This window comes from Tangfeifania sp. (assembly GCF_055108615.1).
This window is the reverse complement of sequence record NZ_JBSQIC010000047.1, coordinates 22169-28216: the sequence shown is the minus strand read 5'-3', so window position 1 is coordinate 28216 and position 6048 is coordinate 22169. Positions and strand designations below refer to the sequence as shown.

Genomic DNA, 6048 nt, shown 5'->3' with positions numbered 1-6048 from the left:
AAAAAGCAAATGACAGCTGAAGATTATTTGAGGACAAATCAAAAAGTAAAAGAATTTTAAAATCAATTAACCGAACCTTAATTACTGCTGAGTTGTAACCGAAAAACAACTTCCTGATGAAATGTCGTTCCGTAAGGCCTTCTTAATAAATACAACGTAACTTTTCTTGAATCAGGGTGTTCTATCGTTCCTGAAATTGTGAAACTATTTATTCCTGCAACTTTTTTTGATACAAGTGGAATATTTTTTTTTGTTGTATTCAAGGTGATAGGTTTTATTATCAGCCGCCCTTACCGGATATCGCAAGGAATCTATTTCAATTGAATTGTATTTCAACAGGACTTGATTTTTTTCGTTTATTTCAATTGTCCTTGCAAAATATCCAATATCTTTTCCATTCCTTTTTTGACTAATTTTTGTTTCCGTTTGTGTTTTATAAATATCTGTCTTTAAAATCTTTCATTTGAACCGGCCGGACATCTGGTCTTTCAGCTACATTTTCTTCTACCTTAACCAGTAAATAATCCTGTAAAAAGAAAGGTAAAAAATTGAGAATGTGAGATATTTTTTCATACCCCTTGAAAATTGGTTTATCCAAAGTTGGTGGGAAAATCTGAAATAAAAAAGGGAAACTTATTAAACGGTGGGATTGGGTTATTAAACAGCGAACGGGCAAAAAAAAGCACACAACCCTGTTTGATAACAGAAGTTGTGTGCCTTTTAGAGCTGGCTGTTAAACACAGTTACTCCTATTCCTGGCCTTGCTGGATTTTTTGCTGAAGCCTTTGCTGCAGTTCAGTGTCGGTACGAACAGCCATCATAATTTGCTGATAGCGTTGTACCGTTAAGTCATTTTTTGTAATCACTTTTTCCATCTCTTTCTGCACTTTTGCCTGAATCTGCTCAACCGCCTGGCTGGCTTTGGCAAAATTCTGCAGTTCTTCTTCGTTGGCATCCACTTCCCGGTTAGGATCCTGCTGCGCCTGCATTATTTGATTAAAACGCTGAACTTCAATTCCTTCTTCTTCCACAGCACTCATCATTTCCTGCTGAACTCCCTGGTTCATCGACTGGAGCTCCACAAAAACTGATGCAAACTGGTTAATTTCTCCATCCGAAACATCAATTTCCTGCTGCTGGGGCATTTGTTGCGGCACCTGTGCAAAAGCAACCGATGCAGCCATTGTAAAAATTAAAATTAAACTGTACAGTTTTTTTGATAAAAGCATAATAATGTAATTTTTATAATTTTAAATGTCAATAATAATTTTCGAAGAAATAAGTTTACATGTGGAATACCTGAGAATAAATGTCAAAAAACTTTAAAAAAACCACCATTTTCCGTTGACTTGAAATTTTCCTTTTTGTTGCATTTGCTATAACCTCCGGCATACCAATGTTCCAGGGGTTAAACTTATTTAACAATAATGATTTCAGCATTAAAGCAGGTTGAAATCTGTTACCTGGCAATATTCCCTTTCCAAATGTCAAACCAGCAGTTCACAGTCGGTTTAGTTAAATTCGTCTGAAATTTGAGATTGTTTATCCACAAGTGAAAAGCCAGCTATGATGGGGACTTTAGCCCATCACCTATATTTTTTACCGGACAATAGTGTTTTGAAAAGTAATTATTCACTCCCATGTTATACCCATAAACTTTTACCAGTTGCCTTTCTGCAAAACATGAAAAAAAATTAATGGGCAGGTTTATTAAACTATTTACAGTGGTCAAAGTCCAAAACATTGTTTAATTCGAAAATAAGAAGAATACTACCGTGCATATTAAAATTGAAGGACTGAGCAAGGTTTATAAAAACGGGAATTATGCCATAAAAAACCTGAATCTGGAAATTCCCAACGGCATGTTTGGTTTGCTGGGGCCCAACGGGGCAGGAAAATCGACACTGATGCGGATTCTTGTTACGTTAATGAAACCAACAAAAGGGAAAGTTTCCGTGAATGAACTCGACATTGCAAAAAACCGACGCGAAATAAGGGCCATGCTGGGTTACCTGCCACAAGATTTCAGCTTCTTTTCAAAACTGAAAACCTACGAATTTCTGGATTATGCAGCACGCCTCGCCGGCATGAAAAATGCATCGGCCCGTCGCACGGCAGTTGACCAGATGCTCGAGGAAGTTGGCCTTTTTGAAGCCCGCGACCGCAATGCCAACAAACTGTCGGGCGGTATGAAAAGGAGGCTGGGAATTGCACAGGCACTCATCAACGATCCCAAAATTATTATTGTTGACGAACCCACCACCGGCCTCGACCCCGAGGAACGCATCCGTTTCCGTAACCTGCTTTCAACCCTTAGCACACGTGATATAATCATCATCCTCTCCACACATATTGTTGGCGATATTTCGAGTACTTGCGACAACATGGCACTGCTCAACCAGGGGCAACTGGCTTTTAACGGTTCGCCCGAGGAGCTGGTTAAAAAAGCCGAAGGCAATGTCTGGCTCATTAAAGCTACTGAAAAAGAATACCTGGAGATTAACGAAAAATACCCGGTTATTTCAACAATACCTACCGAAGGTGGCTGGGAAATACAAGTTGTTTCGCCCGAAATAAACGGATATTACGGCAAGCAAATAGCCCCCAACCTTGAACATGCCTATGTTCATTTCATGGAAAATAAACTCAATCAATGGTCAAATTCATAATAATTAAAGCGGCAAAAAATGATTTCATTTCATAATATATTATCCATTGCCAAATACGAACGGAAAACATTGCTGCGTAGCTGGTTCTTCCGCATTTTCAGCGTGCTGTCGCTTCTGGTTCTTTTCGGCCTGAATTTCGGGATGATTATTGAAGGCGGCGGGGAACAGGGCTGGGCAATCCGGAGTATTCCGGCAGCTATTCCCTACTTCAACCTGCTCATCCTTAACGTGGCACAGGCAATTATTGCAGTTTTCCTGGCCTCCGACTTTTTAAAGCGCGACAAAAAACTCGATACCACCGAGGTAATTTACATGCGCTCGATGACCAACGGCGAATATGTAATCGGGAAAACATGGGGAAACCTGCAGGTATTTTTGGTGTTGAATATTGCCGTGGTTATTATGGCATTAATATTTAATGCACTTTCGCAATCCACGCCCATAAACTGGGAAGCTTACGCCTACTACCTCGTACTCATAAGTGTTCCAACACTCATTTTTATAATGGGACTTTCGTTCCTGCTCATGAGTGTAATCCGCAACCAGGCCATCACATTTGTAATTATTTTAGGATACATTGGAATCACACTGTTTCTGCTTGAAGCAAAATATTATTACCTGTTCGATTACATGGCTTTCAACATCCCCATGTTGAGTTCCGACATCGTGGGATTTGGCAACCTCGATAAAATAATAGCCCACCGTGGCATCTACCTTTCATTGGGGCTCGGGTTTATTTTTCTGACCATTTACCTGCTGAAACGGCTGCCACAGTCAGAATCTATGACTGTTTTTTCACTCCTTTTCGGTATTCTGTTTTTTGCTGCCGGGGGTTACCTGGGCTACAATCACATTAACGAATTTAAATCGACCGAAAAACTGCGCAACAACCTTGTGGAGCTGAACAACAAGTATGTTAACGAACCCCTGCCTTCCACCACAAGTCATTCCATTTCGCTTGAACATAAAGGGAATACTATTGAGGCCGTTTCGAAAATGACCCTGAAAAACGAAACTTCAAATGATATTAACAAACTTATAATCAGCCTGAACAACGGGCTTGAAATCAACAGCCTGAAATGGAACGGCTCCGAAATTCCTTTCACCCGCGAGTACCACTTACTAATTTCATCGCAAAATATCAGTATTCCGCCGGGCGAAGAGGGAATCCTGGAAATTGAATATGCCGGAACGATCAACGAGGACATGACCTACCTCGACATCGACGAAAAAACCCGGCAGGAGAAATTCGGAAAATTTGTGCTGAACGTAGAAAAACGTTACGCATTTCTCACCCCGCAATATGTTTTACTCACTTCGGAAACAAGCTGGTACCCCAAAACCGGAGTTACTTACAGCTCAGAAAATGTAGGCTGGAACCATCCCGAATTTATTGATTTCAACCTGGAGGTAAAAACAGATCCGGCACTGAAAGCAATTTCCCAGGGAAATATCACCGAAGTGGCACCGGGGCATTTCAAATTCGAAAGCAATCTGCCCTTAACCCAAATATCGCTGGCCATTGGAAACTATGTAGAGAAAAAAATTGAGCAAGACAGTATCGAGTTTGGTATCTGGCATATCAAGGGCCACGATTATTTCACTGGATCATTTTCTGAAATTAAAGATACTATCCCGCAGTTAATCAATGAACGGTTATCAGATTTTGAAATAACTTATAACCTCGATTACGCTTTTGAGCGGCTGTTTTTGGTTGAAGTACCGGCACAGTTCAAAACATACGAGCGCGTTTGGGCCTCGAGGCATGAACTGGTACAGCCCGAACAAATTCTCATTCCCGAAAAAGGATACTCCATCAGGGAAGCCGATTTTGAAGGAATGAAAAAACGGATGGAGCGCTGGGGCCGCAGGGGAAATAACAATATGACTGAAAAAGACATGCAAATCAGGTTGTTTTACGATTTTGCACGGATTTTCAGCGAAGAAATGGCCACCGATTTCCAGGGTGGACGCGGCGGGTTTACCGTTGTGGAATACCCCAATCCCTATTTCATTTTCCCCTTGTTTTATAATTTCCAGAACAACATCCAGTCTGACCAGTACCCCATAATAAACCGCATTTTTGAAGCCTACCTGAAAAGCCAGTCGATGGATTTACGCAGGGGCTGGATGCGCGACATGCAGGGGATGAGCGATGATGAACTGGCCAATATCGCCCTACAGGACAGCACATTCGAAGAAATTATCGCCGATCCTAATCAAAAGAGAATTGTCGATAATGTAATCAAACTAAAAGGGGAAGTCCTTTTTTCAATGGTTGAGTGGCGCGCCGGCCAGGAAGAGTTTGAAAAATTCCTGCGCCAGGAATTAACCGAGAACCGCTTTAAAAATATTCCATTTGAGCAGTTCGACGAACGCATCAGGCAGAAATTTGACGTTCAGCTTTTACCCCTGATGGACGACTGGTTCAAGGCCAAATCGCTGCCCGGTTTTCTCTTTTCAAATATTGAAGCTGTAAAAGTAAAATCAGACGAAATGATGAAAACCAAAGTTTCGCTGAAAATTACGAATTTTTCTGATATTGAAGGAATTGTAAAAATTTCGTTCCGGCTGGGTGACCGTGGTGGCCCAGGAAGAGGCCCCGGAGGAGGTGACGACATGATTAACAAACTGGTTTACCTTGAACCTCATCAAACCAAAGAAATTTCGTACATGCTCGATGCCGAGCCGAGAATGTACATGATAAATACACTCACCTCGCAAAATATTCCGCAGCTTATTATGGACGGCATGGAAGGTATTGAAGAAGACCCGAGAGCAGTTGCCTTTGAAGGCGAAAGAGTAGTGGACGAACCTGTAACAAAAGAACAGCCGGGCGAAATAATTGTGGACAACGAAGATCCCGAATTTGAAATAATGACCACCGAAGATATCAGCCTGCTCGAAAAATGGCTGCTGAAAGATGAGTTAACCGACAAAAGAAAATATTCAGGGATGAATTACTGGCGGCCGCCATCGAACTGGACAGCAGTAACCAACTCCGAGTTTTACGGTGAATATGTGCGCTCGGGCTACTACATTAAAGCCGGCGACGGTTCGTTGAAAGCCCGCTGGCATGTGCCCATTACCGAACCAGGATATTACGATGTGCATTACTACCTGTACAAATCGAGAAGAATGAGGCGCAGGGGTGATGATGAAAAAGGTGAGTACCATTTTATCATCCACAGCGACGACGGAGCCGAAGAGCAATCATTAAGTATTCAAAGTGCCGATGAGGGATGGAACAACCTGGGTTCGTACTATTTCTCACCCGATACAGCGCTTATCGAGCTTTCCAACGAATCGCAAATGCGTATTATTTTTGCCGATGCAGTGAGATTAACAAAATTGTAAAACATTTAATCAAAAAATATGA

At 41.6% G+C, this 6048-nt stretch carries 4 protein-coding genes; 2 read left to right on the top strand and 2 right to left on the bottom strand.

Annotated features, from left to right (window positions below; genetic code table 11):
- Positions 1-77: 77 nt before the first annotated feature.
- Both ACTCNA_RS11155 and ACTCNA_RS11150 read right to left on the bottom strand, forming a co-directional pair.
- A complete protein-coding gene (locus tag ACTCNA_RS11155) occupies positions 78-263 on the bottom strand; it encodes a hypothetical protein (protein ID WP_462947994.1) in 186 nt (61 codons plus the stop codon).
- Between the two features lie 486 nt (positions 264-749).
- Positions 750-1229: a DUF4168 domain-containing protein gene (locus ACTCNA_RS11150; protein ID WP_462947993.1), complete on the bottom strand. Its 480-nt coding sequence runs from the start codon at positions 1227-1229 to the stop codon at positions 750-752.
- A gap of 546 nt (positions 1230-1775) precedes the next feature.
- On the opposite strand from ACTCNA_RS11150, the gene ACTCNA_RS11145 reads away from it, so the two are divergent.
- Together ACTCNA_RS11145 and ACTCNA_RS11140 are read left to right on the top strand one after the other, a co-directional pair.
- The gene (locus ACTCNA_RS11145; protein WP_462947992.1) at positions 1776-2669 is read left to right on the top strand and encodes an ABC transporter ATP-binding protein; all 894 of its coding nucleotides are present in this window, start codon (positions 1776-1778) and stop codon (positions 2667-2669) included.
- 18 nt (positions 2670-2687) lie between these two features.
- Positions 2688-6026 (top strand): golvesin C-terminal-like domain-containing protein, encoded by a 3339-nt coding sequence (locus ACTCNA_RS11140; RefSeq protein WP_462947991.1) that lies wholly within the window; start codon positions 2688-2690, stop codon positions 6024-6026.
- Positions 6027-6048 lie beyond the last annotated feature (22 nt).